Origin of the sequence: Leifsonia poae, assembly GCF_020009625.1 — a bacterium.
Classification (GTDB): Bacteria; Actinomycetota; Actinomycetes; order Actinomycetales; family Microbacteriaceae; genus Leifsonia; species Leifsonia poae_A.
Map to the genome: position 1 here is coordinate 3,509,599 of NZ_JAIHLP010000002.1, position 25,118 is coordinate 3,534,716.

The following is a 25,118-nucleotide window of genomic DNA, read 5'->3' on the forward strand; positions in this document are numbered from 1 at the left end:
GCTAGCGACCTGCCCCCGGGGGCAAGGCCAGCGGGGTCGGGCTAGTTGACCGGTCCGGTGTACTTCTCGCCGGGGCCTTTGCCGATCTCGTCGGGGAAAGGCGACGCCTCGCGGAAGGCGAGCTGCAGGGAGCGCAGCCCGTCGCGCAGGCTGCGGGCGTGTTGATCCCCGAGGTGGGCGGCGCTCGCGGTGACCAGGCCGGCGAGGGCGTCGATGAGTTTGCGCGCCTCGTCGAGATCGATCTGCGCGGCCGGATCATCGGCCAGCCCGCATTTGACGGCGGCGGCGCTCATCAGGTGCACGGCGGTGGTGGTGATGACCTCCACGGCAGGGACCTCGGCGATGTCTCGCGCCGCCGAATCGTACGCCTCTTCGGCGGTCTCGCTGTACACGTGCACCTCGGGTGTGTCGCTCACTGCATTCCTCTGTTAGAATCGTTCGGGCTCCGAAGCGTATGCTTCGGACGAAAGTGGAGATTCCTCCCACCCGCGTTTGACCGCTTCATTAGGTTACCGGGTTGTTGCACTCCGCCGCCGCGCCGCCAGCGTGGTGGTAGACAGGGTGTGGTACCAGTCCCGCGAAGAGATTCGCGGGAATGCGTTGGTGCGTGGAAAATCCTCTTTCGCCGTGACCGTCGACCGACGGGAGCGAGGCTCGAAAGCATCGCTAGATCAGAGGAGAAACGCATCAGCGATCCCCGTACCAATGACCGTATCCGCGTCCCGGAAGTTCGACTTGTCGGCCCTGGCGGAGAGCAGGTCGGCGTCGTCAAAATCGAGGTCGCCCTCCGTCTCGCGCAGGAAGCAGACCTGGATCTGGTTGAGGTTGCTCCCAACTCCAAGCCGCCTGTCGCGAAGATCATGGACTACGGCAAATTCAAGTACGAGGCTGCGCAGAAGGCGAAAGAGGCCCGGCGCAACCAGGCGAACACGATTCTCAAAGAGGTTCGTTTCCGCCTCAAAATCGATAAGCACGACTACGAGACCAAGCGCAAGCGCGCCGAAGGCTTCCTGAAGGCGGGCGACAAGGTCAAAGCCATGATCCTGTTCCGTGGTCGCGAGCAGTCGCGCCCCGACCAGGGCGTGCGCCTGCTGCAGCGATTCGCTGAAGATGTCGCCGAATTCGGCACCGTGGAATCCACCCCGACCATCGACGGTCGCAACATGGTCATGGTGATCGGCCCGCTGAAGAACAAGTCGGAGGCCAAAGCCGAGGCCAACGCACAACGTGCCGCCTCCAAGGCGCGGGCCCATGCCCCCGCCGACGAGCCGGTTGCTGCCGCAGACGACTCTGCGCAGAACGACGAGAGTTCGCCCGCCCAGGCGACGACCGAGGAGAAATAATGCCCAAGCAGAAGACCCACTCCGGGGCCAAGAAGCGCTTCAAGATCACCGGCAGCGGCAAGGTCATGAAGCAGCAGGCCGGCATGCGCCACAACCTGGAGGTCAAGTCCAGCGACCGCAAGCGCCGCCTGAACCAGGAACAGGTCGTTCCCGAGGTGGATGCCAAAGTCATCCGCCGCATGCTCGGCAAGTAACCCCACCCGACGTAAGGAAGATTGAGAAATGGCAAGAGTAAAAAGGGCGGTCAACGCCCACAAGAAGCGTCGGGTCATCCTTGAGCGTGCCGAGGGTTACCGCGGCCAGCGGTCGCGCCTGTACCGCAAGGCCAAGGAGCAGGTCACTCACTCGCTGGTCTACAGCTACCGTGACCGCCGTGCCCGCAAGGGTGACTTCCGTCGCCTGTGGATCCAGCGCATCAACGCCGCGAGCCGCGCGAACGGGCTCACCTACAACCGTCTGATCCAGGGTCTGGGTCTTGCCGGTGTCGAGGTCGACCGCCGCATCCTCGCCGAGCTGGCCGTCAACGAGCCCGCCACGTTCGCGGCGCTCGTCCAGACCGCCAAGAAGGCGCTGCCCGCCGACACCTCGGCCCCGAAGGCTGCTGCCTGAGCTCACTGAGCATGAGCACCACGAAGAGAACCCGGTCGCCCGTCGGCCGGGTTCTCTTCGTGTGCGGCCGCCGGCCGCCGCCAGCGCGAGGCGAGATCCGCGGAATCGCGCGGATGCGGCACTAGGCTGGGAGCATGCTCGATAATCCGCGTTCGCCCCGAGTTCGGGCCGTGGCCAAACTCGCCAAGCGCAGCGCCCGGTCGGAGACCGGGCTTTTTCTTTTGGAGGGTCCGCAGGCCGTCGCCGAGGCCCTGGCCTTCCGCCCGGAGCTGGTCGTGGAGCTCTATGCGACGCCGACTGCGCTCGAGCGCTACAGCGATATCGCCCAGACGGCGGTCGAGGCCGGCGTCGATGTCGAATTCGTCACCGAGCAGGTGCTGGAAGTGATGGCCGACACGGTCACACCCCAGGGGTTCGTCTCGGTCTGCCGTCAGTTCCCCACCTCCATCCGAGACATCTTCTCGGGTGAACCGCGCCTCGTCGCCGTTCTCGAGGAGGTGCGCGACCCCGGCAACGCTGGCACGATCATCCGGGCAGCCGACTCGGCGGGGGCGGATGCGGTGGTATTAACCGGCCGCACCGTCGACCTGTACAACCCCAAGGTGGTGCGCTCCACCACCGGTTCGCTGTTCCACGTTCCCGTCGCGGTCGGTGCCACCCTCGACGACGTTGTCGAGCGAGCGCATGCGGCCGGCCTGCAGATCCTCGCCGCCGACATCAAGGGCGAGGACCTTTTGGAGGCCCGCACCGACGGTCAGCTGGCGCGCCCGACCGCGTGGGTGTTCGGCAACGAAGCGCGCGGCCTCGCCGACGACATGCTGCAGCTGGTCGACCGTGTGGTCACGGTTCCCATCTACGGTCGGGCCGAGTCCATGAACCTGGCGACCGCCGCATCCGTCTGCCTTTACGAGTCGGCTTTCGCCCAGCGCTCCGCCCCCGCCTCGCCTCTCCCCGCCCTCTGACCGAACCAGCCGAGTCCACGAATGGTTCGTGTACTCGGCGGTTTTCGCGCGAGTTCGGGTGGACTCGCGGGGTACTTTTCGCGGGGTCGGGCGAGTGGGGTCGGGCGAGTGGGGTCGGGCGAGTGGGGTCGGGCGAGTGGGGCGGGCGCGCGAGAGAGGGTGCGGGTCGAGGGCGCGGGGCGAGTCAGGGGAGTTGGACGGCCAGGGCGACGGTGAAGCACACGAATGTCACGATCGCGGCCGAGGAGCGGAAGACGTCGATGGTCTGCCACCGGCGCACGACTGCTTTCCAGTCGGCGGGCGGGGCGTCGGCATCCCAGTCGTTGACCTTCATGTTGATCGGCACGGTTCCGAGGAACGAGAACAGAACGAATGCGACGAGGGCGGCCATGCCGGCCCAGCGCCAGAGCAGCCCGTCGCCCGTTCCAGCCGTGATCAGAGTGGCGGCGGCGGCCAGCACGGTCGGAACCATGATGATCGGCACCACGACTTTCAGTCGTTTGACGAGGGCTACGCGGGCGAGGATGTGCGCCCGATCTTCGAGCGCGGTGAGCGCGGGCTGCACGCCGTAGCGCACGATCAGCTCTTCGCCGGCGAGGAGGCCTGCGAGCACCAGAGCGACAGCTTCGATGATGACGATCCCCATGGGGTGTTCCTTTCCTGTCACCCGAGGTGACCGCCGGCCAGATCGCTAGCCTACCTAACGGTAGTTAGATTGTCGAATAGACTGGGTGGATGAATGAGACACGGCGGCGTACCGGCGCCGAGACCAAGGCCGAAGCCCAGATGGTTGCGCTGACACTCTTCGGCTCGCAGGGGTATGAGGCGACGTCGATGCGTCAGATCGCCGAAGCCCTGGGGATCAACAAGGCATCGCTCTACTACCACTTCGCGGGCAAGGAGGAGATCGTGCGCTCGGTCTTCGAGACGCGGGGGTCTGAGGTTCGCGACCTTCTCCACTGGGTCGAGGCGGAGCCGGACGCTCCCGACCTGCTGGAGCGTGCGGTGCTGCGGTGGATCGACTCCTTCTCGGTCGACAAGCTGCGTGGCATCCGGTTCGTCAATGCGAACCCGCGACTCCTCGGGGGCATCGACGGCGCATCCGGAGCCCGGATCGGGGAGGGGCTCGAGGGTGTGGCTGCCGTTCTGACGGTCAGGGAGAGCGACCCTCGACGGGTGCTCCTGGTGCGGATGGCCTTTCTCAGCATCAATGCCGCGGTTGCGGCGGCGGCCGGCACAGACATCCCCGATGAGGTCATCGTCGTGGCGGCGCGGGATGCGGCGCTGGCACTCATGGCGAGGCTCACCCAGGAACATTAATTAATCCTGGCGTTATATAACGTAGATCCGATATATTCGTGAGATGGATGCGTTGGAGTCGATCGGCGACCCGGTGCGACGCCGCTTCGTCGAGCTGCTCGCCCGGGGTGAGCTGCCCGCGGGGTCGCTCGCCGAACGCGCCGCGGTGGAATTCGGCATCAGCCAGCCGGCCGCATCCCGCCACCTGAGGGTGCTGCGCGAGACGGGTCTGGTCACCAGCAGAGTAGAGGGAAAACAGCGGATCTACTCGCTCGACCGCGACCGGATCGAGGCTGCGGCCGTGTGGTTCGACGAGGTGCGCGGATTCTGGTCGCAGCGCCTCGATGCTCTCGAGACCGAACTGGCCCGCGGCGTCAGGCGCGCGGCAGCGGCCGATGCGGTGGCAGTGGCAGAGACGACGACAGGCAGAGGACGGGAAGCATCGTGACGATCTGGGGAGAGATCGCGCTGGACGGCGCGCGACGGACGGTGACCGTGGAACGGGAGTTCGCCGCATCCGCGTCGGAGCTCTGGAGCGCGCTCACCGACCCGGAGCGGCTCGCCCGCTGGATCGGCCGATACGAAGCCTATGAGGGTGGATACCGGCTGAGGATGGGCGGCCCCGGCGTCGATGCGATCGTGCTCGGACGGGTGATCGACTGCGAGCCGGAGCGCCGCATCGTGATCGCCTGGCAGTTCAGCCGTTCGGGTGAGAACGAAGGGGAGACCGAAGTCGAGGTGAGTGTGAGTTCCGTCGGGGACGATCGTTCGCGTCTCACCCTGGTGCATCGCCGAGTTCAGGCGGTCACCGCCTCGGTGTACGGCGCCGGCTGGGAGGATGCGCTCACGCACCTCTCCCGCGAGGTCGGCGACGAGCGGTCGTCGGTCGGCGAGCTCGGCTACGTCGGTGGGGCCGCCGACCCCGCTGCTTTCGATGCCGCGCTCGACGAGTATCGTCGCGTCGAGGCGGCCCTCGTGCCGGCCTCGACAGTTCGGGTGGAAGCGGGCTCTGGCGTGCATCTGGAACGCCTGCTCGACGCGCCCATGGACGCGGTGTGGGATGTGCTGACGACGCCCGAACGGATCGGCCGCTGGCTGTGGCCCGTCGTGAGCTGGCCGGACGATCCGGTGCGGGAGAGGCCGCTCCGGATGGGTGACATGTTCCGACTGGGTGACGCGAACGTGCCCGACGGAGTGCATGACATGGAGGTTCTCGCGCTCGAGCCCGGGCGACTGATCTCGTTCGCCTGGGGCCCTGACCGGTCGGCCGTGACGATCCGGCTGTCGGAGACGGTGGAGGGCACACTCTTCGTGCTCGACCAGGAGGCGATCCCCGATGTCTTCGGGGCGGGCAGGATGCGGTCGGCGCCCGATTTCGCGGCCGGATGGCACTCCCTCGTCGATGGCTTGACCCTGTTGCTCAACGGACTGAGCGTGCCGGAGACCGCCGCACTCTGGGAGGCCGCATACGAGGTGTACGCGGAACACGACGCCGGAACGGGTTCCTCCACAAGCGACTGATCCGCCGAGTTCTCCACGACCGCAGGCGCCGCCGGTGCCGGCCGCGACGGCCCACTAAACTTGGGTCTCGTGTCAGATACCACCGAAATCTCCGAAGCATCGGTCGAAGCCGCCGTCGTGGCCGCACTCGCGGCCATCGACGCCGCGGCCGACTCGGCGGCGCTCAAGGTCGTGCGCGGTGAGCACACGGCCGAAGGGTCGCCGCTCGCCCGCCTGAACGCGAGCCTCCGTTCGCTGCCCAACGACCAGAAGGCCGCGGCGGGCAAACTCGTCGGCCAGGCGCGGGGCAGGGTCACGCAGGCTTTTGCGTCGAAGGAGAACGAGATCGAGGCGGCGGAGAACGCCGCACGTCTCGCGGCGGAGGCACTCGACGTCACGGCGTTGCCGTCGCGCTGGAGCGCGGGTGCACGGCATCCGCTCTCGTTGCTGCAGGAGCGCATCGCCGATGTCTTCGTCGGCATGGGGTGGGAACTCGCCGAGGGCCCAGAGCTCGAGAGCGAGTGGTACAACTTCGATGCGCTCAACTTCGACGAAGACCACCCGGCCCGCGCCATGCAAGACACATTCTTCGTCGAACCGACGAACGCCCATATGGTGCTGCGCACGCACACCTCCCCGGTGCAGCTGCGAGCCCTACTCGGAAACGATCTGCCCGTCTATCGGGTCGCCCCCGGTCGGGTGTTCCGCACCGACGAATTCGATGCGACCCACCTGCCCGTGTTCCACCAGACGGAGGGGATCGCCGTCGACAAGGGGCTGACCATGGCCCACCTGCGCGGAACGCTCGACCATTTCGTGAAGACGCTCTTCGGCGACGACGCCAAGGTGCGGCTGCGCCCCAACTACTTCCCGTTCACCGAACCGAGCGCCGAGCTCGACCTCTGGCACCCCACCTTCAAAGGCGGCGCGCGCTGGATCGAGTGGGGCGGCTGCGGCATGGTGAACCCGAATGTGCTGCGCTCGGCGGGCATCGACCCCGACGTCTACTCGGGCTTCGCGTTCGGTATGGGTGTCGAGCGGGCTCTGATGTTCCGCAACGACGTCAAAGACATGCGTGACATGGCCGAAGGCGATGTCCGGTTCTCCCAGCAGTTCGGAATGGTGGTCTGATGCGCGTCCCCCTGAGTTGGCTCGGCGAATACGTCGACCTGGAGCCGGGAACCACGGCCGACGAGGTGCACGCCGCCCTCGTCTCGGTCGGGCTGGAAGAAGAGGATGTACACACGTTCGAGATCTCCGGGCCCGTCGTGGTCGGTGAGGTGCTCGACTTCGTGGCGGAGCCGCAGTCGAACGGCAAGACCATCCGCTGGTGTCGTGTTCGTGTCGCCCCCGATGGTGAGACGGCCGCCGATGGCGGCGAGGCCGTGCACGGGATCGTCTGCGGCGCGAGCAACTTCTTCGTCGGCGACAAGGTCGTGGTGACACTGCCGGGGTCGGTGCTGCCCGGACCGTTCCCGATCGTGGCTCGCAAGACTTATGGACATGTCTCCGACGGGATGATCGCGTCCGCGCGCGAACTCGGTCTCGGCGACGAGCATGACGGCATTCTGCGCCTGGCGACCCTCGGCCTCGACGCCGAGGTCGGAACCGATGCGATCTCGCTGCTCGGGCTCGACGACACCGCCGTTGAGGTGAACGTCACTCCCGACCGAGGCTACGCGTTCTCGATCCGGGGCATCGCGCGCGAGTACTCGCACGCCACCGGCGCCGCGTTCCGTGATCCCGCTGCCGCCGCGGGCCTGCTGATCGACGGCGACCACGCCGCAGGCTTCAGCGTGACGGTCGACGATCGTGCGCCCATCCGAGGCCGCACCGGCGCGACGGTGTTCGTCACCCGCGTCGTGCGCGAGGTCGACGGCACCCGCCCGACACCGGCCTGGATGGTCGCCCGGCTCAAACTCGCCGGGATCCGCTCGATCTCGTTGATCGTCGACATCACCAACTACGTGATGCTCGAGCTCGGCCAGCCGATCCACGGCTACGACCTCGACAAGCTGCAGGGCGGCCTCGTCGTGCGTCGGGCGCACCCCGGCGAGAAGCTCGTCACGCTCGACGATCAGACACGCGTGCTCGACTCCGAAGATCTGCTGATCACCGACGACTCCGGGCCGATCGGGCTCGCCGGCGTGATGGGTGGCGCCTCTACCGAGATCACCGCGGAAACGCGAACGGTGCTGGTCGAGGCCGCCAACTTCGACCCCGTGTCGATCGCCCGAACCGCCCGTCGGCACAAGCTCCCCAGCGAGGCCTCGAAGCGGTTCGAACGGGGTGTCGACCCGCGGGTCGCCGTCGCCGCGGCCGCCCGGGTGGTGCAGCTCCTCGAGCAGCTCGCGGGAGGCCACGCGGATGCGCTCGGTTCGCTGCTCGACACGGCCGACGCCCCGAGCCCATCCGACTGCCGAACGGCTACATCGCTTCGCTGGTCGGTGTGGACTTCACCGACGAGGAGGTGCGCGGCGCTCTCGCCGAGATCGGCGGCGCGGTTGGCGAGACCGACGGTGCGCTGCAGATCGTGCCGCCGAGCTGGCGGCCAGATCTGCGTGACAAATCAGACCTCGCCGAAGAGGTGGCCCGCATCGTCGGCTACGACCGCATCCCCTCGGTGCTACCCGTCGCCCCGCCCGGGCGCGGATTGACCCGCGAGCAGAAGCTGCGTCGAGCCGTCGCGCAGACGCTGGCGGCCAACGGTGCCACCGAGGTGCTCGCGTTCCCCTTCGTCAGCGACGCGGCCAACGACCTGTTCGGCTCGCCCGAGCCCGGCACCGTTCCCGCCGTCAAGATCGCCAACGCGCTGGATGCGACCGCTCCCTACCTGCGCACCTCGCTGCTGCCCGGACTCGTCGACATCGCCAAGCGCAACCTCGCCCGTGGCTTGGTCGACCTCAGCGTCTACGAAATCGGCACGGTCTTCCGCCCGATCGGCGGCGCACCGTTCGGCGCCGAGACCCTTCCACCCGGAGCCGTGCTGCCGAGCGATGTCACCCTCGCCGGGCTCAACGCCGGCATCCCGCCGCAGCCGCGCCACCTGGCCGGCCTGGTGCTCGGCCACACGGTGCCGAAGCAGCCGGGACAGCCGGCGCTGGCGGCCGGGATCGCTGACGCGGTCACGATGGTCGCGCAGACCGCGGCGGCCCTGGGCCTGCGAGTCGAGCCGGTGCAGGGCGCACACAAGGCGCTGCACCCGGGTCGCACCGCGCAGCTGATCGCGCACTCCGGTGGCGAGGGGGAGGGCGTTCTCGTCGGCTACGCGGGCGAACTGCTCCCCGCACTCGCCGAAGAGTTCGACCTGCCCCGGGTCGTCGCCGTCTTCGAGCTCGACCTCGATGCCCTGATCGGCGTCGCGCCGGCCGACATCGTGGCGGGCACCATCTCCGGCTACCCGGCGGCCACACAAGACCTCTCCCTCGTCGTGGCCGACACCATTCCCGCGGGTGAGGTGGAGGGCGCCGTCGTGGAAGGTGCCGGCCCCCTGCTGGAGCACATCCGACTCGTCGACGACTACCGCGGAACGGGCCTGCCCGACGGAGCGAAGAGCCTCACCTTCGCACTGCGGTTCCGCGCCGACGACCGCACGCTCACCGCGGCAGAAGCCTCCGAAGCGAAACTCGCGGGGCCGCCGCCGCGCACGAACGCTTCGGGGCCGCCATCCGCGAGTAGGGCCGCCATCCGCGAGTAGCGCCATCGTCCGCGAGTAGCGCCATCGTCCCTCAGCGCCTGGCCGGTGCCGATTGGCGTAGGCCGGGCGAGGCGCGCTAGGGTTGCGACATGCTTTTCGCTCGGTGCATCACGGACACGCGCTCGGCTTCCGCCGCCCGCGCCATGCGCCGACGCCTGCGCGACCGCCGAATCTAGGCGGCGCTGGCGCGACCCTTCGTGAGGGTCGACGTGGGTGCCGCCGTCTTCAGGCCCCCTGTCGTCCACTCAATAAGGTAGAAGCATGACTTTCTCGGTAGCCGTCGCCGGAGCATCCGGATACGCCGGCGGAGAACTCCTCAGAATTCTGGCCGGTCATCCCGACTTCACGGTGAAAACCGTCACCGCCCACCAGAACGCCGGACAACCCCTCCTCGCCCACCAGCCGCACCTCCGCTCACTCAGCCACCTCACCCTCACCGAGACCAGCTCCGAGAATCTCGCGGACCATGACGTGGTGTTCCTCGCTCTGCCGCACGGCAAATCCGGCGAGATCGCGGCACAACTGCCCGCAGAGACCCTCGTCGTCGACTGCGGAGCCGACCACAGGCTCGAGAGCGTAGAAGCCTGGGCCGCCTTTTACGGCGGCGACCACCACGGCGCCTGGGCCTACGGGGTGCCCGAACTCCCGGTGGGCGACGGAAAGCAACGCCAGAACCTTGTCGGCGCGCGCCGCATCGCGGCCCCCGGATGCAACGCGAGCGCCGTCTCGTTGGCCCTCGCCCCGGGAATCGCGGCCGGCATCATCGACGAAGAGGACATCGTCGCGGTGCTCGCGGTCGGACCATCCGGCGCGGGGAAGAGCCTCAAGACGATGTACCTCGCCAGCGAGATCCTCGGCTCGGCCAACCCGTACGCCGTCGGTGGCACGCACCGGCACATCCCCGAGATCCAGCAGAACCTGCGCAAGGCCGGGGCGACGCATCCGACGGTCTCGTTCACGCCGGTGCTCGTGCCCATGTCGCGCGGCATCCTCGCGACCTCGACCGCGCGGCTCAAACCCGGCGTGACCCGCGAGCAGATCGAGAACGCATTCTCGGTCTACGACGGCGAACCGTTCGTGCAGGTTCTCCCGGCCGGCAGTGTTCCGCGCACCGCCGACGTTCTGGGCGCGAACACCGCGCTGATCGGGTGGGCGGTCGACGAGGCCACCGGTCGTCTCGTCACCGTGCTCGCCCTCGACAATCTGTACAAAGGGACGGCGGGTGCCGCCATCCAGTCGGCGAACATCGCCCTCGGCCTCGACGAGACCACCGGTCTGACCGTGAATGGAGTGGCACCGTGAGTGTGACAGCAGCAACAGGATTCGCCGCAGCCGGCGTCGTCGCCGGCCTCAAATCGACCGGCAAGCGCGATCTCGCCCTCGTGCGGAACCTCGGACCGCTCGCCGCGGCCGCGACCGTGTTCACCACCAATCGCTGCAAAGCCAACCCGGTGCTGTGGAGCGAGCAGGTCATCGCCGACGGCATCGTCTCGGCCATCGTGCTCAACTCGGGCGGCGCCAACTGTTACACCGGCGCCCAAGGCTTCCAGACCACCCACGCCACCGCCGAGGCCGTGGCCGAGCGTCTCGAGGTCAGCGCCGGCGATGTGCTCGTCTGCTCCACAGGGCTGATCGGCGATCAGCTCGACCTCGGCAAGCTGGTGACCGGCGTTCGGGAGGCGGCATTGGCGCTCTCCGCCGGCGATGCGGACTCCGCTGACGCCGGTCTCGCCGCCGCCGAGGCGATCATGACCACCGACACCCGGGCGAAGGAGGCCGCGCACACCTCGCCCGCCGGCTGGACGGTCGGTGGCATGGCGAAAGGCGCGGGGATGCTCGCGCCGGGTCTGGCGACGATGCTCGTCGTGATCACCACGGATGCGGTGCTCGATTCGGCGCAACTCGACAGTGCCCTGCGCCGCGCGACCCGCGTGACGTTCGACCGGCTCGACTCCGACGGCTGCATGTCTACGAACGACACCGTCGCGCTGCTCGGCTCCGGGGCGAGCGGCGTCGCGGCCGACCTCGACGAGTTCGCGGAGGCACTGACCGGGGTGTGCCGCAGTCTCGCCGAACAGTTGCAGGCCGATGCGGAGGGCGCCTCCCATGACATCGCCATCGAGGTGGTCAACGCGGCCGGCGAAGACGACGCCGTCGTGGTGGGGCGCGCGGTTTCGCGCAGCAACCTGTTCAAGGCGGCGATCTTCGGAAACGACCCCAACTGGGGCCGGGTGCTCGCGGCCGTCGGCACCACCGATGCCGTGTTCGACCCCTACGGGATCGATGTCGCCATCAACGGCGTTCAGGTGTGCACGGCGGGGGAGCCGGACCAGCCGCGCGATCTCGTCGACCTGAAGCCTCGGTCGGTGCATGTGCTGATCGACCTGCACACGGGGGCCGAGTCGGCGACGATTCTGACCAACGATCTCACGCACGACTACGTGCACGAGAACAGCGCGTACTCGAGCTGATGACGGTGACGACTCCTCACACGAGGGCCGACGACGCGGCCGATCAGCAGCTGGCCGCGGTGAAAGCGGCGACCCTGATCGAATCGCTGCCCTGGCTCAAGCGTTTCCACGAGCAGATCATCGTCGTGAAGTTCGGCGGCAACGCCATGGTGAACGAAGACTTGCAGCGCGCCTTCGCCGAAGACATGGTCTACCTGCGCTACGCGGGCATCCACCCGGTGGTCGTGCACGGGGGCGGCCCGCAGATCTCCGCGATGCTCGAACGTCTCGGCATCGAATCCGAGTTCCGCGGCGGCTACCGGGTGACGACACCCGAGGCGATGGAGGTCGTGCGCATGGTGCTGACCGGCCAGATCAACCGCGACCTCGTGAGCAACATCAACCAGCACGGTCCGCTCGCCGCCGGACTCTCCGGAGAGGATGCGGGGCTGTTCCAGGGCCGCAAGCGCGGTGTCGTCGTCGACGGCGAGGAGGTGGACCTCGGACTCGTCGGCGATGTGATCGGTGTGAACCCGGAGGCGGTGCACGCGCAGATCGCCGCTGGACGCATCCCGGTCGTCTCCTCGATCGCGCCCGATATCGACGTGCCGGGGCAGTCGCTGAACGTCAATGCGGATGCGGCTGCGGCCGCACTGGCTGTGGCGCTCGGCGCGGCGAAGCTCGTGATCCTCACCGATGTCGCCGGTCTCTACAGCGATTGGCCCAACCGGGATTCGCTCGTCTCGAAGATCGACGCCCCCGCGCTGCGTGGGCTGCTGCCGTCGCTCGAATCGGGGATGATCCCGAAGATGGCCGCCTGCCTGGCCGCGGTGGACGGTGGTGTCGCGAAGGCGGCGATCATCGACGGCCGCGTGCAGCACTCGATCCTTCTCGAAGTCTTCACGCAGAACGGGATCGGAACGGAGGTGGTGCCGGTATGAGCACCTCGACAGCACAGGAATGGACCGACCGGTTCGGCCACACGATGATGCGCACGCTCGCGACCCCGCACGTCATGCTCGCCCGGGGCGAGGGCTGCCGGGTGTGGGACGTCGACGGGAACGACTATCTCGACTTCCTCGCCGGCATCGCGGTGAACTCGCTCGGCCACGCGCATCCCGTGCTGGTGGATGCGGTCAGTCGCCAGATCGCCACCCTCGCGCACGTCTCGAACTATTTCGCCACGCCGCCCCAGCTCGAGCTGGCGGAGCGTCTCACCCGGCTGACCGGCGCCGGTGAGGAAGGCCGCGTCTACTTCGGCAACTCGGGAGCCGAAGCGAATGAGGCGGCGTTCAAGCTGGCGCGCCTGAACCGGGGCGACGGCCGTCGCACTCGGGTGCTCGCCCTCACCAACGCCTTCCACGGCCGCACGATGGGCTCGCTCGCCCTCACCGGCAAACCGCCGATGCGTGAGCCGTTCGAACCGCTGCCCTCCGGCGTCGAGCACATCGATTCGACGATCGAGGCGCTGGAGGCGGCGATCGACGATCGTGTCGCCGCGCTCTTCATCGAGCCGATCAAGGGAGAGGCCGGTGTTCTCGACCTTCCGCCCGGGTTCCTGCGCCGAGCTCGGGAGCTCACAGAGGAGCACGGTGTGCTGCTCATCCTGGACGAGATCCAGACCGGTGTCGGCCGCACAGGCCGTTGGTTCGCCTACGAGCACGCCGATGTCCTGCCCGATGCCGTGACCGTGGCGAAGGGGATGGCCGGAGGCGTTCCGATCGGAGCCCTCATCACCTTCGGCTGGGCGTCCGACCTGTTCACGCAGGGCCAACACGGCTCGACTTTCGGCGGCAACCCACTCGCAACCGCCGCCGCCAACGCGGTGCTCGGCGAGATCGAAAGCGCTGGCCTCGTGCAGAATGCGGCGCGCCGCGGAGAGGAGCTGCGGGCGATCATCCGGGGCTTCGACTCTCCGCTCATCGGCGAACTGCGCGGTGCCGGTCTCCTCGTCGGCATCGGGCTCACCGCGGGTGAAGCGCACCGACTCTCGGATGCGGCGCTCGCGAACGGCCTGATCATCAACGCCCCGAACGAATCCAGCATCAGGCTCGCCCCGCCCCTGATCGTCGGCGACGCCGAGCTCGCCGAGTTCCGCGAACGCTTCGGGCGAGCGTTGGCGGTCGTCGACGCTGCCTAGCGCGCCGCCCGCCCCGCCACCCCACGCATCCCCAACCGAAAGAAACTCATGACCAGGCATTTTCTTCGCGATGACGACATCACCCCCGCCGAACAGGCGGAGATCATCGAACTCGCCTCACGCCTCAAGAAGGACCGCTTCGGCACCAAGCCCCTGGCGGGGCCGCAGACCGTCGCCGTGATCTTCGACAAGTCGTCCACCCGCACCCGGGTATCGTTCGCCGTCGGTGTCGCCGACCTCGGTGGCAGCCCGCTCATCATCTCGACCGCGAACAGCCAGCTCGGCGGCAAGGAGACCCCCTCCGACACCGCCCGCGTGCTGGAGCGCATGGTCTCCGCGATCGTGTGGCGCACCTACGCGCAGTCCGGTCTGGAGGAGATGGCCCGCGGCACCGCCGTGCCGGTCGTCAACGCCCTCTCGGACGATTTCCACCCCTGCCAGCTGCTGGCCGATCTGCTCACCATCAAAGAGAAGCGGGGGACGCTCCAGGGTCTCACCCTGACGTTCCTCGGCGACGGCGCGAGCAATATGGGCCAGTCCTACGTTCTCGCGGGCGTGACGGCCGGGATGCACGTGCGCATCGCATCCCCGGCCGACTACGCCCCGTCTGCCGAGGTCGTGGCCGACGCCGACCGGATCGCGGAGAAGACGGGCGGATCGGTCACGCTGTTCACCGACCCGAACGAGTCCGTCGCCGGCGCGGATGTCGTGGTCACCGACACCTGGGTGTCGATGGGCAAAGAGGACGAGAAAGCCCAACGCATCGCCGTCTTCGGCGGCTATCGGGTCGACACCGACCTGATGGCGCTCGCGAAGCCCGATGCCCTCTTCTTGCACTGCCTGCCGGCTGACCGCGGCTACGAGGTGACCGCCGAGGTCATCGACGGTCCCCAGTCGGTCATCTGGGATGAGGCGGAGAACCGCCTGCACGCCCAGAAGGCCCTGCTCGTCTGGCTTCTGGCGCAGAACGCCGCGTAGTCGAAAACTCTAAACTCGTAATGAATCACAAGCTAAAAGGAGAATCATGGCGGAACGTGTTGTTCTCGCGTACTCGGGCGGTCTCGACACCTCGGTGGGGATCGGCTGGCTGAAGGACGCGACCGGCAAAGAGGTCGTAGCCCTCGCCGTCGACGTCGGCCAGGGCGGGGAAGACATGGAGGCGATCCGCCAGCGTGCCCTCGACTGCGGCGCCGTCGAATCCATCGTCGTCGACGCGAAGGACGAGTTCGCCGGCGACTACATCATGCCGGCGCTCAAGGCGAACGCGCTCTACCAGAAGCGCTACCCGCTGGTCTCGGCGCTCAGCCGCCCGGTGATCGCCAAGCACCTCGCCGCGACCGCCAAGGCGCTCGGCGCCGACAGCGTCGCCCACGGATGCACCGGCAAGGGCAACGACCAGGTGCGGTTCGAGGCCGCTGTCGCCGCGCTCGCGCCGGATCTGACCTCGCTCGCCCCGGTGCGCGACTTCGCCCTCACCCGCGACAAAGCGATCGTCTACGCTGCCGAGCACAACCTGCCGATCGTGCAGTCGAAGAAGTCGCCGTACTCGATCGACCAGAACGTCTGGGGCCGCGCGGTGGAGACCGGGTTCCTGGAGGACCCGTGGAACGCCCCGATCGAAGACCTCTACACCTACAGCGAGGACCCGTCGGTCACCCGTGAGCCGGTCGAGGTCGTCATCGCGTTCAGCGAGGGCATACCGGTGGCGATCGACGGCAAGCCGGTCAGCCCGCTCGAGGCCGTGCAGCTGATGAATACGGTCGCGGGCGGCCAGGGCGTCGGTCGCATCGACATCGTCGAGGACCGTCTGGTCGGCATCAAGAGCCGCGAGGTGTACGAGTCTCCGGCCGGTATCGCCCTGATCGCCGCCCACGAAGAGCTCGAGAACATGACCGTCGAGCGCGATGTGGCCCGCTACAAGCGCACGGTCGAGTCGAAGTGGGCCGAGTTGGTCTACGACGGTCTCTGGTTCTCCGGTCTCAAGCGCGCTCTCGACGTGTTCATCGACGAGACGCAGAAGCACGTCACCGGTGAGATCCGGCTGAAGCTGCACGCCGGCACTGCCGTCGTGACCGGGCGCCGCAGCGCGGAGAGCCTGTACGACTTCAACCTCGCCACCTATGACACCGGCGACACGTTCGACCAGTCGCTGGCCAAGGGCTTCATCGAGCTCTGGTCGCTGCCGAGCAAGATCTCGGCCCGTCGCGACCTGGGCGAGTAGGCAAAGGATGAGCGAGAACGGTCAGCACAGCGCTCGCGCCGGTGAGGCGGGCGCCCTCTGGGGCGGTCGCTTCGCCGGCGGGCCGTCCCCGGAGTTGGCGGCGCTGAGCAAGTCCACGCATTTCGACTGGCAGCTCGCCGCTTACGACATCGCCGGCTCCCGGGCGCACGCCCGCGCTCTCGCAGCGGCGGGGTACCTCAGCGCCGACGAGCTCGGGGGGATGCTCGGCGCGCTCGACCGGCTCGACGCGGATGTGGCCTCCGGGGCCTTCGCCGCACTCGAGAACGACGAAGATGTGCACTCCGCCCTGGAGCGCGGTCTCATCGAACGTGCCGGGGGCGACCTGGGCGGCAAGCTTCGTGCCGGCCGCAGCCGCAACGACCAGATCGCGACGCTCGTGCGCCTGTATCTGCGCGACCATGCCGGCGTCATCGCCGAGCGTCTGATCGCCCTGATCGACGCGATCGCCTCACAGGCGGAGGCGCATCCGTCTGCCGTGCTTCCGGGGCGCACCCACCTGCAGCACGCCCAGCCGGTGCTGTTGGCGCACCACCTGCTCGCGCACTGCTGGCCGCTCGTGCGCGACCTCGAGCGTCTCGCCGATTGGGACAAACGTGCGAACGTCTCGCCCTACGGTTCGGGGGCGCTCGCCGGTTCGACGCTCGGCCTCGACCCCGTGCTGGTCGCCCATGACCTCGGGTTCGGCCGCAGCTCCGAGAACTCGATCGACGGCACTGCCGCGCGGGATGTCGTGGCCGAGTTCGCGTTCATCGCCGCCCAGATCGGCGTCGACCTCTCGCGTTTCTCTGAAGAGATCATCCTCTGGAACACTCGCGAGTTCGGGTTCGTCACCCTCGACGACTCCTATTCGACCGGGTCGTCGATCATGCCGCAGAAGAAGAACCCGGACATCGCCGAGCTCACCCGCGGCAAGGCAGGTCGCCTGATCGGCAACCTCACCGGATTGCTGACGACGCTCAAGGGGCTGCCGCTGGCGTACAACCGCGACCTGCAGGAGGACAAGGAGCCGGTGTTCGACTCGGTGACCACGCTGGAGGTGGTGCTCCCCGCCTTCACCGGCATGGTCGCCACCCTCCGCTTCCACACCGACCGGATGGCCGAGCTGGCGCCGCAGGGCTTCTCGCTCGCCACCGATGTGGCCGAGTGGCTCGTGAAGCGGCACGTGCCGTTCCGCGACGCCCACGAGATCACGGGCTCTCTCGTCAGGTTCGCGGAGGAGCGCGGCCTCGAGCTGAGCGAGGTTGATGATGCGGGTCTGGCTTCCGTATCGCCGCTGCTCACGCCCGATGTGCGCACAGTGCTCACGGTCGAGGGATCGGTCTCCAGTCGGGACAACATCGGCGGCACAGCACCGGTCCGCGTGGCGGAGCAGCTCGCTGCGCTCACCGAGAGCGTGCGCGCTCTGACGACCTCCTTCGTGGCGGTCAGGCGGGATCTCTCCTGATGAGCACAGGCCGGCCCGACAAGCGATCGCCGCGCTCGCCGTGGGTGCTCCGCGTCATCGTGGTCGCGGCCGTGCTGGTGATCGTCATCGGCCTGATCGTGGCGGCGGTCAGCGGCGCCAGGATCTTCTGACGCCGTCCCGCATGCGATGACCTCGAGCGATGACGACGGGCTGTTCCGGCCCGACCGGGAGTTCTTCCTGGCGTCGTCGCTCGAGGTCGCGCCCCGGCTTCTCGGCGCTGTGCTGCGGCACGAGACCCCCGAGGGCGCGGTGGCTGTGCGCATCACCGAGGTCGAGGCGTACGTGGGTGATGGGGTCGACCCCGGTTCGCACGCGTTCCGCGGCCGAACCAGACGCAATGCGGCGATGTACGGCGAGCCCGGTCACCTCTACGCGTACTTCACCTATGGGATGCACGTGTGCGCGAACGTCGTCTGCTCGCCCGAGGGAGTGGCGACCGCCGTGCTGTTGCGGGCGGGGGAGGTGATCGAGGGTGCTGAACTGGCGCGCGCGCGTCGGTCGGCCAGGGGGCGCGGCGCCGACGATCCTTCGGCGAGTGACGTGCCGGCGCGCGTTGTCCAGGCGCGCGTTGTCCCGGCGCGCGTTGTCCCGGCACGCGATCTGGCCAGAGGGCCGGCCCGTCTCGTCGTCGCGACGGGCATCCGGCTGGAGCAGAACGGCGCCGACCTGTTGGCCTCGCCGTTCTCATTGCGGTTGCCGCGCATCCCGGCGGCATTCGAGGCGGGGCCGCGCACGGGCGTCTCCGGCGCCGGCGGTGGCGAATCGTTCCCGTGGCGGTTCACCCTGCCCGGGGATACCACCGTCTCACCGTACAAGCGTCACCCGAAGTCGCACTGACGAATTCGCGCCGACCGTAGCGCCGCTCAGGCGAAGGTGAGCCGGAAGACCGCCGCGCAGGCGCAGGCCCAGACGAGGCTGGTCAGGGTGCCGATGATGAAACGCTCCCTGGCTTCGGCAGCGTCGAGTTCGGTGAATCGCCCGACTCCTTTGATGGCGACGAGCACGGCGACGGCTTCGGGGAAGCCGGCCATGATCGCCCCGGTGGCGGCGAATCGCTCGAGGAATCCGATCGTCGTGCCGCCGCGCAGCACCTCGTGCGTCGGTCTCACACCGGCCACGATCTGTTCGGGCGTCGCCTTCTCGGGCACCACGATGCCGCCGTTCGCCCCGGCGACGACACTGCGTGAGGCGAGACCGAGCACGACCTGCGCGGCGGGTCCGCCGCCGGCGACGCTGAGGGCGAGCACCACCACACCGATCAGCACACGGAACAGTGCCGGTGCTTCCGGGCCGGGGATACTGACGAACACGATCGCGAGGGCGAGCAGCCCGGCCGCGGTGTACACGAGTGGACGCCGCGGAGTGCGCAGGGTGGCGATCACGCAGCAGAGGGAGGCGATCACGAGGATGAGCGCCGAGCACCACACCAGCACCGGGCCGATCGCGGCGAGGACGGGTGGGAGGTGCGCGATCATTCAGGCTCCTTGGTTCAGCTGGGCGTCGTCGAGGCTCTCCAACAGCCTAGTCAGCGGGCCGATGGCGGCCAGTTCCGTGCGCAGGCCGGCGGCCCGGGCCCGGTCGCTCGCCGATTGCGGGGTGATGCCCAGCCGGGCGCCCGCCTCGGCCTGTGTGAGACCGGTGGAGACGAGGTCGTAGAGCTCCCAGCCGGCGGGGGAGCGGCCTTCGCGCAGGGTGAGCAGCAGAGCGAGCACGGCTGCGGCGTCGTCGGCCGCACGCGGTGCGACGAGCGCGTGCGCCGCGAACCGGGTGGGTGCCCGTTTGGCCCGGGTGACGGCTTCGCGGGCGGCGATGAACGCGTCTCCGCTCGCTTCTCGTGTTTCGGCGGGGAGGGGTGTGCGGATGCTGCCGCAGCCGAGTCCGACGCTCCAGACGCCGTCGCGGGTGAGTTCCAGCACGAGGTCGAGGGCGGCGGCTGCGTCGGCGGTGAGGGCCTGGATCTCATCGCCGGCGTTGCGGTCCACCGGCAGTTCGAGCCGCGAACGGTAGCGCCGGTTGAGCGTGTCGAGGGCGGCCGCGACGATATCGGGACCCTTCCTGCTGCCGACCTGGTCGGCCGTGATGACGAACACGACGAATCGTCTCCTTTCGATCAGGGCTGTAACCCTGATCGATACTCTATCAGGTTCACAGCCCTGATGATAGTTTGATCAGGTCCTCATCCCTGACGGGAGGGGATCAGGGCTGGCGCTCTGTCGCTGATAACCTGAAACCGTGTCCGACTCCGAACTCCTCCAAGCACAGTCCAACGACCCGTCCTTCGACGACGTCTGGGACGAGCTGAAGTGGCGCGGGCTCATCCACGTCTCAACGGATGAAGCAGCGCTCAAACAGCTCCTCGCGGGCGAGCCGGTCACCTATTACTGCGGGTTCGACCCGACGGCCTCCAGCCTGCACCTCGGCAACCTCGTGCAGCTGCTCACCATGCGCCGTCTGCAGCTGGCCGGCCACAAGCCGCTCGGCCTCGTCGGCGGCTCCACCGGCCTCATCGGCGACCCCCGGCCGAGCGCCGAACGCACGCTGAACACCAAGGAGACCGTCTCTGAGTGGGTCGGTTACCTGCAGGCGCAGGTCTCCCGCTTCCTCAGCGCCGAGGGTGAGAACGCCGTGCGGCTCGTCAACAACCTCGACTGGACGGCGCCGCTGTCGGCCATCGACTTCCTCCGCGACATCGGCAAGCATTTCCGGGTCGGCACCATGCTCAAGAAGGATGCGGTGAGCGCGCGCCTCAACTCGGACGAAGGCATCAGCTACACCGAGTTCAGTTACCAGATCCTGCAGGGCATGGACTACCTGGAGCTCTACCGTCAATACGGCTGCGTGCTGCAGACCGGTGGAAGCGACCAGTGGGGCAACCTCACGAGCGGCACCGACCTCATCCGCCGGGTCGAGCGTGAAAGCGCGCACGCCATCGGCACGCCGTTGATCACCAACAGCGACGGCACCAAGTTCGGCAAGAGCGAGGGCAACGCGATCTGGCTGGATGCGAGCCTCACGAGCCCGTACGCCCTGTACCAGTTCTGGGTCAACACCGACGATGCCGATGTGATCGCCCGGCTCAAAGTGTTCACGTTCCTTTCGCGGGCCGAGATCGAGCGTCTCGACGGCGCCGTCGCGGCCGAGCCGTTCAAGCGCGAGGCGCAGCGTCGCCTGGCGTTCGAGGTCACGAGTCTGGTGCACGGGGTCGCGGCCACCGAAGCGGCCATCGCGGCGACGCAGGCGCTGTTCGGTCAGGGCGACCTCGCCGGCCTCGAGACGGCGACGCTGGAAGCCGCGCTGCGCGAGCTGCCCAACACCACCACGGCGCCGAGCGCCACAGTGACCCAGTCGCTCGTCGACACCGGGCTCACCGCCAGCCTGGGCGAGGCACGCCGTGCCATCGCACAGGGCGGTGTCTACCTCAACAACGTCAAGGTCGACGACGGCGAGCTGCCCGTCGGCGATGCCCTGCTGCCGGGAGGCATGGCCGTGCTGCGCCGCGGCAAGAAGACCCTCGCCGGCCTGTTCGTGGAGTAGCGGCCCTCGATTCGCGTAGCGTAGGGGGATGGATGGACAGCAGACGGAGGGCGCCGCAACGGCGGGCGCGGATGACGCGCTGGTACCCCGGCTCAATCTGATCGAAGATCAGCCGCTCGCCTCGCGGGCCGAGGCGTACGCCCAGGTGCACGACGAACTGCGCGACGAGCTCGAGGGCGGCGACGTGCAGCGGCATGGCTGAGGTCACCGACGAGAGCGGCGAGCCGACCGCGACGGTCGAACGGCGACTGGATGTGGCGCTCGCCGCCCGCGGTCTCGCCCGCTCGCGTTCGCACGCCGCCACGATCATCGCCGATGGCCTGGTGACGGTCGACGGCCGGGCGGCCCTCCGCGCCTCCCAGAAGGTGCGGGACGACCAGTCCGTCGACGTGATCGGCGGCGACCACTATGTGAGCCGCGGAGCGCACAAACTCATCGGCGCCCTCGACGCGTTCGCGGTGCCCGTCGCCGGACGCACCGCCCTCGATGCCGGCGCCTCGACCGGTGGCTTCTGCCAGGTGCTGCTGGAGCGCGGGGCGGCCGCGGTGATCGCGATCGATGTGGGGCACGGGCAGCTCTCACCGGTGCTCGCCGACGAGCCGAGACTCCGCTCCTTCGAGGGGGTGAACGCGCGCGAGCTGACCGCTGCCGCACTCGCCGGGTTGGTGGGCGAGCCCATCCGTCCCGACCTCGTGGTGGGCGATCTGTCGTTCATCTCTCTGGCGCAGGTGCTCCCTGCACTGGTGGCGTCGGCGGCTCCCGGTGCCGACTTCGTGCTGCTGGTGAAGCCTCAGTTCGAGGTGGGGCGCACCGGCATCAAAGAGGGGATCGTCCGCGATCCGGTGCTCCGCGCCGAGGCGGTGACGAACGTTCTGTGGGCGGCATACGACCTCGGGGTCGGAACCGCGGGTGTCGTCGCATCGCCGATCGCCGGAAGCCAGGGGAACCTCGAATACCTCGTCTGGCTGAGCGCCACCGCCGGGGGAAACCCGACGGAGTGGCTCGCGACCGTCACCGACCTGACGCAGCGCGGCTGAGCCGCTGCGGCAACGACGGAACCTCTCCACAAGGCCCGGTTCATCCACATGAGGCGGCTTCGTTCACCCACGAGTCCGTCGCATCAGACAGAATGGGTAGACCTCTCGACGCAGTGATTGGAGCGTGACGCGTATGGATGCACCCACGCGGTACATCCTCGTCGTCGCGCACACCGGTCGTTCTGATTCCCTCCTCGCGGGGGTGCAGGTCTGCGCGCAATTGATCGACGCCGGGGTCATCCCGGTGCTGAGTGAAGACGAACGGCGCGACGTGCTCGCGGCCGAGCCGAGTTTCAACGAGGTGGCCGTGCTCGGCGTCGATGTGCAGCCGAGCGAACTCGAACTGGTGATCGTGCTCGGCGGCGATGGCACCATCCTGCGCGCCGCCGAACTCGTGCGGGGACACTCGGCGCCGCTGCTCGGCATCAACCTCGGCCACGTCGGATTCCTGGCCGAGAGCGAACGCGACGACCTCAAGCTCGCAGTGGCCCGCGGCCTCGACAAAGACTACGAGGTGGAGGAGCGCATGACGCTCTCCGCACGCGTGAAGGTGGGCAAGGCGGTCGTCTACGAGAGCTGGGCGCTCAATGAGGCCACTGTCGAGAAGGCCAGCCGCGAGCGGATGCTCGAGGTCGTCATCGAGGTCGACGGCCGGCCGATGTCGAGCTTCGGATGCGACGGCGTCGTCATGTCAACGCCGACCGGCTCCACCGCATACTCGTTCTCTGCCGGAGGGCCGGTCGTCTGGCCCGGCGTCGCCGCTCTGCTGCTCGTGCCGCTGAGCGCGCACGCCCTGTTCGCGCGGCCGCTCGTCGTCAACGCCGACTCCTCGCTCGCCGTGGAGCTGCTCGACCGGGCCGACGGCGAGGGAATCCTCTGGTGCGATGGTCGCCGGGCCTACGACCTTCCGCCGGGCGCGCGCGTCGTGGTGAGGCGCTCGCCCATTCCGGTGCGACTGGCGCGGCTGCATCCCGGGCCTTTCACCGACCGGCTCGTGCACAAGTTCAATCTGCCCGTCACCGGGTGGAGGGGTCCGGCTGATCGTGACTGAGACACGCGGGGGCATCGAGGAGATCTCGATCAAAGACCTGGGCGTCATCGCCGACGCCTCGCTGCCACTCGGGCCCGGTTTCACCGCGCTCACCGGCGAGACCGGCGCCGGTAAGACGATGGTGGTTTCGGCGCTCGGCCTGCTGCTCGGCGAACGGGCCGACACCGGTGCCGTGCGCCTCGGCAGCCCGCAGGCCTGGGTGGAGGGCCGCTGGCGTGTGGCCGAAGCCGGCGAGGTCGTCGAACGCGTTCGGGATGCCGGCGGCGACGTCGACCCGCTCGGCTCGGGAAGCGCAGAGCTCGTACTGTCGCGCTCCGTCTCGGCCGAGGGCCGCTCCCGCGCGGTCGTGGGAGGGCGCAGCGCGCCGGTGAGCGTGCTCACCGAGCTGGGCGGTCAGCTCGTCGTCGTGCACGGTCAATCCGACCAGATCCGGCTGCGTTCGGCCGTGGCGCAGCGCGAGGCACTCGACCGCTACGCCGGAACGCCGCTCGCCTCGGCGATCGAGAACTATGCGCATGTCTTCCACCGTTGGCGCGATAACCGCTCCGAGCTCGACGAGCTGGTCGCCGACCAAGAGAGGCGCTCCCGCGAGGCGGAAGAGCTGCGCCTCGCGATGGCCGAGATCGAGGCGGTGGCGCCGCAGCCAGGAGAAGACGCCGACCTCACCGAACGCGCCGAGCGCCTGTCGAACCTCGAAGAGCTACGCCTGGCCGCGGCGACCGCGCGAGAGCTGCTCTCGGCCGAGGAATCCGACGGCGCCGATGCCCTCGGCCTGCTCGACACGGCCCGGCGGCACCTGGAGCGCGTCTCCGGTCACGATGCCGCCCTCGTCGGCGTGGCCGAAGCGGTGGCGAATGCCAACTACCTGGTGTCCGATGTCGCCGCGCAGCTCTCCACCTACCTCGCCACCCTCGACACCGAGGGGGCGCGCGAACTCGAGACGGTGCAGGAGCGGCGGGCCGAACTCGCCACCCTCATCCGCAAATACGGTCCGACCCTCGACGATGTCATCCACGCACTCGACAGTGGCAGCGCCCGCCTGTTCGAGCTCGACGGAGACTCCGAGCGCATCGACCAGCTGCGCGCCGACGTGGAGGCCGACCAGTCGCTCGTCGTCGAACTGGCCGATGGCCTCAGCGAGATGCGCCGCGAAGCGGCCACCCGGCTCGGCACGGCCGTCTCAGATGAGCTCACCGCGCTCGCCATGGCCGACGCCCGCGTCGTGGTCGAGGTGACCGAGCGCGAGGAGTTCACGGCCAACGGACGCGACCAGATCTCGATCCTGCTGCAACCCCACTCGGGCGCGGAGCCACGGCCGCTCGGCAAAGGCGCCTCGGGCGGCGAACTCTCGCGGGTGATGCTCGCGATCGAGGTCGTCATCGCCGGAACAGACCCGGTTCCCACCTTCATCTTCGATGAGATCGATGCCGGGGTCGGGGGCGCGTCCGCCATCGAGATCGGCCGGCGACTCGCCCGACTCGCCGAGAGCTCGCAGGTGATCGTCGTCACCCACCTCGCCCAGGTCGCCGCCTTCGCGACGAACCATCTCACGGTCGTCAAAGGCAGCGACGGCTCCGTCACCGAGTCGAGCGTGCGCCGGCTCACCGGCGACGAACGCATCGCCGAGATGGCCCGGCTGCTCTCCGGCCTGCCCGACTCCGAGAGCGGTCTCGCCCACGCGCGAGAGCTCGTCGAGATGGCCGCCGCGACCGCCGCATCCTGACCTCCGCCGTTTCCGATGACCGTGTCCGGTCGGGGGTGGCAGGAGGGGGTGATAGGATAAAAGCCC

26 protein-coding genes and 1 pseudogene are annotated in these 25,118 nt (G+C 68.6%); 23 read left to right on the forward strand and 4 right to left on the reverse strand.

Annotated elements, in window-relative coordinates; all coding sequences use genetic code 11:
• Window positions 1-41 precede the first annotated feature (41 nt).
• Window positions 42-416 carry a DUF1844 domain-containing protein gene (locus K5L49_RS17460; RefSeq protein ID WP_374107696.1) on the reverse strand — a complete coding sequence of 125 codons (375 nt, stop codon included), beginning with the start codon at window positions 414-416 and terminating at the stop codon, window positions 42-44.
• Window positions 417-662: 246 nt separating this feature from the next.
• Here K5L49_RS17460 and infC point away from each other — a divergent pair, with 246 nt between their 5' ends.
• The 4 genes from infC (at window position 663) to K5L49_RS17480 (ending at window position 2,914) form a co-directional block, all read left to right on the forward strand.
• Window positions 663-1,343, forward strand: coding sequence for a translation initiation factor IF-3 (gene infC, locus K5L49_RS17465; protein WP_223695325.1), 681 nt, complete (start codon window positions 663-665; stop codon window positions 1,341-1,343).
• Window positions 1,343-1,537, forward strand: coding sequence for a 50S ribosomal protein L35 (gene rpmI / locus K5L49_RS17470; RefSeq protein WP_055891076.1), 195 nt, complete (start codon window positions 1,343-1,345; stop codon window positions 1,535-1,537). Before infC ends, rpmI begins: the two co-directional genes overlap by 1 nt.
• A gap of 28 nt (window positions 1,538-1,565) precedes the next feature.
• Window positions 1,566-1,952 (forward strand): 50S ribosomal protein L20, encoded by a 387-nt coding sequence (gene rplT / locus K5L49_RS17475; RefSeq protein ID WP_055891081.1) that lies wholly within the window; start codon window positions 1,566-1,568, stop codon window positions 1,950-1,952.
• Between the two features lie 134 nt (window positions 1,953-2,086).
• Entirely contained in the window at window positions 2,087-2,914 is an 828-nt protein-coding gene (locus K5L49_RS17480) for a TrmH family RNA methyltransferase (RefSeq protein WP_223694796.1), read from the forward strand.
• A 184-nt stretch (window positions 2,915-3,098) separates the two neighbouring features.
• Here K5L49_RS17480 and K5L49_RS17485 read toward each other — a convergent pair whose 3' ends face one another.
• Window positions 3,099-3,560: a DUF1772 domain-containing protein gene (locus tag K5L49_RS17485; RefSeq protein ID WP_223694798.1), complete on the reverse strand. Its 462-nt coding sequence runs from the start codon at window positions 3,558-3,560 to the stop codon at window positions 3,099-3,101.
• Window positions 3,561-3,649: 89 nt separating this feature from the next.
• Here K5L49_RS17485 and K5L49_RS17490 point away from each other — a divergent pair, with 89 nt between their 5' ends.
• The 14 genes and pseudogenes from K5L49_RS17490 to K5L49_RS17550 all read left to right on the forward strand — a co-directional run bounded on the left by K5L49_RS17490 (window position 3,650) and on the right by K5L49_RS17550 (window position 18,544).
• The gene (locus K5L49_RS17490; protein WP_223694800.1) at window positions 3,650-4,234 is read left to right on the forward strand and encodes a TetR/AcrR family transcriptional regulator; all 585 of its coding nucleotides are present in this window, start codon (window positions 3,650-3,652) and stop codon (window positions 4,232-4,234) included.
• 43 nt (window positions 4,235-4,277) lie between these two features.
• Window positions 4,278-4,661 (forward strand): ArsR/SmtB family transcription factor, encoded by a 384-nt coding sequence (locus K5L49_RS17495; protein WP_223694802.1) that lies wholly within the window; start codon window positions 4,278-4,280, stop codon window positions 4,659-4,661.
• The gene (locus K5L49_RS17500) at window positions 4,658-5,734 is read left to right on the forward strand and encodes an SRPBCC family protein (protein WP_223694804.1); all 1,077 of its coding nucleotides are present in this window, start codon (window positions 4,658-4,660) and stop codon (window positions 5,732-5,734) included. Before K5L49_RS17495 ends, K5L49_RS17500 begins: the two co-directional genes overlap by 4 nt.
• 69 nt (window positions 5,735-5,803) lie before the next feature.
• A complete protein-coding gene (gene pheS, locus K5L49_RS17505; protein WP_223694806.1) occupies window positions 5,804-6,844 on the forward strand; it encodes a phenylalanine--tRNA ligase subunit alpha in 1,041 nt (346 codons plus the stop codon).
• Window positions 6,844-9,391: pseudogene (pheT, locus tag K5L49_RS17510) on the forward strand (phenylalanine--tRNA ligase subunit beta). The gene pheS and the pseudogene pheT overlap by 1 nt, the downstream one beginning before the upstream one ends.
• 280 nt (window positions 9,392-9,671) lie before the next feature.
• Window positions 9,672-10,712 (forward strand): N-acetyl-gamma-glutamyl-phosphate reductase, encoded by a 1,041-nt coding sequence (gene argC / locus K5L49_RS17515; protein WP_223694808.1) that lies wholly within the window; start codon window positions 9,672-9,674, stop codon window positions 10,710-10,712.
• Window positions 10,709-11,881 carry a bifunctional glutamate N-acetyltransferase/amino-acid acetyltransferase ArgJ gene (gene argJ / locus K5L49_RS17520; protein ID WP_223694810.1) on the forward strand — a complete coding sequence of 391 codons (1,173 nt, stop codon included), beginning with the start codon at window positions 10,709-10,711 and terminating at the stop codon, window positions 11,879-11,881. The genes argC and argJ overlap by 4 nt, the downstream gene beginning before the upstream one ends.
• A 5-nt stretch (window positions 11,882-11,886) precedes the next feature.
• Window positions 11,887-12,801, forward strand: coding sequence for an acetylglutamate kinase (argB, locus tag K5L49_RS17525; protein WP_223694812.1), 915 nt, complete (start codon window positions 11,887-11,889; stop codon window positions 12,799-12,801).
• Complete coding sequence (locus K5L49_RS17530) at window positions 12,798-14,000, forward strand: acetylornithine transaminase (RefSeq protein ID WP_223694814.1); 1,203 nt, start codon at window positions 12,798-12,800, stop codon at window positions 13,998-14,000. Before argB ends, K5L49_RS17530 begins: the two co-directional genes overlap by 4 nt.
• Window positions 14,001-14,048: 48 nt before the next feature.
• Window positions 14,049-14,978, forward strand: a complete 930-nt coding sequence (gene argF, locus K5L49_RS17535; RefSeq protein ID WP_223694816.1) for an ornithine carbamoyltransferase — start codon at window positions 14,049-14,051, stop codon at window positions 14,976-14,978.
• A gap of 46 nt (window positions 14,979-15,024) precedes the next feature.
• Complete coding sequence (locus K5L49_RS17540; RefSeq protein WP_223694818.1) at window positions 15,025-16,221, forward strand: argininosuccinate synthase; 1,197 nt, start codon at window positions 15,025-15,027, stop codon at window positions 16,219-16,221.
• A gap of 7 nt (window positions 16,222-16,228) precedes the next feature.
• Window positions 16,229-17,686, forward strand: a complete 1,458-nt coding sequence (gene argH, locus K5L49_RS17545; RefSeq protein ID WP_223694820.1) for an argininosuccinate lyase — start codon at window positions 16,229-16,231, stop codon at window positions 17,684-17,686.
• Window positions 17,686-17,817 carry a hypothetical protein gene (locus tag K5L49_RS20260; RefSeq protein WP_263298901.1) on the forward strand — a complete coding sequence of 44 codons (132 nt, stop codon included), beginning with the start codon at window positions 17,686-17,688 and terminating at the stop codon, window positions 17,815-17,817. The genes argH and K5L49_RS20260 overlap by 1 nt, the downstream gene beginning before the upstream one ends.
• 16 nt (window positions 17,818-17,833) lie before the next feature.
• A complete protein-coding gene (locus tag K5L49_RS17550; protein ID WP_223694822.1) occupies window positions 17,834-18,544 on the forward strand; it encodes a DNA-3-methyladenine glycosylase in 711 nt (236 codons plus the stop codon).
• Window positions 18,545-18,570: 26 nt separating this feature from the next.
• Here the strand turns inward: K5L49_RS17550 and K5L49_RS17555 are convergent, their stop codons facing one another.
• Both K5L49_RS17555 and K5L49_RS17560 read right to left on the reverse strand, forming a co-directional pair.
• Window positions 18,571-19,182 carry a hypothetical protein gene (locus K5L49_RS17555; protein WP_223694824.1) on the reverse strand — a complete coding sequence of 204 codons (612 nt, stop codon included), beginning with the start codon at window positions 19,180-19,182 and terminating at the stop codon, window positions 18,571-18,573.
• Window positions 19,183-19,797 (reverse strand): DNA-binding protein, encoded by a 615-nt coding sequence (locus K5L49_RS17560; RefSeq protein ID WP_223694826.1) that lies wholly within the window; start codon window positions 19,795-19,797, stop codon window positions 19,183-19,185.
• A 142-nt stretch (window positions 19,798-19,939) separates the two neighbouring features.
• On the opposite strand from K5L49_RS17560, the gene tyrS reads away from it, so the two are divergent.
• The 5 genes from tyrS to recN all read left to right on the forward strand — a co-directional run bounded on the left by tyrS (window position 19,940) and on the right by recN (window position 25,052).
• The gene (gene tyrS, locus K5L49_RS17565; protein ID WP_223694828.1) at window positions 19,940-21,241 is read left to right on the forward strand and encodes a tyrosine--tRNA ligase; all 1,302 of its coding nucleotides are present in this window, start codon (window positions 19,940-19,942) and stop codon (window positions 21,239-21,241) included.
• A 28-nt stretch (window positions 21,242-21,269) separates the two neighbouring features.
• Window positions 21,270-21,443, forward strand: a complete 174-nt coding sequence (locus tag K5L49_RS17570) for a hypothetical protein (protein ID WP_223694830.1) — start codon at window positions 21,270-21,272, stop codon at window positions 21,441-21,443.
• Window positions 21,436-22,278 carry a TlyA family RNA methyltransferase gene (locus tag K5L49_RS17575; RefSeq protein ID WP_223694832.1) on the forward strand — a complete coding sequence of 281 codons (843 nt, stop codon included), beginning with the start codon at window positions 21,436-21,438 and terminating at the stop codon, window positions 22,276-22,278. Before K5L49_RS17570 ends, K5L49_RS17575 begins: the two co-directional genes overlap by 8 nt.
• A gap of 133 nt (window positions 22,279-22,411) precedes the next feature.
• Window positions 22,412-23,329: an NAD kinase gene (locus tag K5L49_RS17580; RefSeq protein WP_223694834.1), complete on the forward strand. Its 918-nt coding sequence runs from the start codon at window positions 22,412-22,414 to the stop codon at window positions 23,327-23,329.
• Entirely contained in the window at window positions 23,322-25,052 is a 1,731-nt protein-coding gene (gene recN, locus K5L49_RS17585; RefSeq protein WP_223694836.1) for a DNA repair protein RecN, read from the forward strand. The genes K5L49_RS17580 and recN overlap by 8 nt, the downstream gene beginning before the upstream one ends.
• The last annotated feature ends 66 nt before the right edge of the window (window positions 25,053-25,118 follow it).